The 865-nt window shown below is 43.6% G+C and carries 1 protein-coding gene and 1 pseudogene; one reads left to right on the forward strand and one right to left on the reverse strand.

Translation table 11 applies throughout. The features are described from left to right. Positions 1 to 335 (forward strand): DMT family transporter (locus tag A3729_RS08635; RefSeq protein WP_156497817.1); only part of this gene is annotated, 335 nt, incomplete at its 5' end. 16 nt (positions 336 to 351) lie between these two features. Here A3729_RS08635 and A3729_RS08640 read toward each other — a convergent pair. Next, positions 352 to 865: pseudogene (locus A3729_RS08640) on the reverse strand (hypothetical protein); the annotation flags it as partial.

Genomic DNA, 865 nt, shown 5'->3' on the forward strand with positions numbered 1-865 from the left:
TTCTCGCACTTTTTCAATTTATTGTCTGCGCTTTATTAAGTTTAGTTTTTTCCCTGAGCTTTGAGGGCGGCCCTATGGCTAGTCTCAACTCTGCTTATCTTTGGGCCTTGTGTAGTGGCATCTTCGTTGTGGGTATGGCGTATACACTTCAGGTCTTTGCTTTAAAGAAAGCAGACCCCTTTATTGCAGCGATCATATTTTCGATGGAGTCTGTTTTTGGCGCAATGGTTGGTTACTGGGTATTCGATGAAGTCTTAGGTATGTACGGCTTTGTGGGAGCTATACTGATGCTTCTCGGTTTTGTACTTGCGCAGTCTCATGAGAAACAGAACTAATAATCGTTATTGATTACTACTGAATCCTGATACAGCCTGCTTTTTCAGTACAGCACCCTGTTTTATCAACTTCGACTCCACGATCCGATAGCGGACATTCATCGAGTTTGTCTATCACGCCATCCTGGTCTGAATCGAGTTGGAGCTGTAGATTCTCAAATGGGGTTCTTACGATTTTTTCCACTTTAGGAATGTGTTTTTTGAAGCCAAAATAACGGCCTATATGAAAGCCGCTGAAGCGAGCATCTTTGGCATGATTGGTATAGTCAAAGCTGATGAACCAGGGACTATCGGTGAATCTGTAGTAAGCACCGATTCCCCAGGTAACTTGTACAGTTGACTCTTCTTCATAGCCAATACGCGAGTCTGTTGCTTCTGTATTGAGCCAGGTTCCCCCAAGTTTGAAGTGGGCATTGAAAGGCTTATATTGGGGTAAGAATCGATATGCAATCATTAGACTTGGGGCTCGGTATCTAATCGCCGCATCTAGACTTGCATTTAGGGTGGGGTTACTATTTTTTAAGCCCGCT

The sequence above is a fragment of the Oleiphilus sp. HI0043 genome (genome assembly GCF_001634935.1).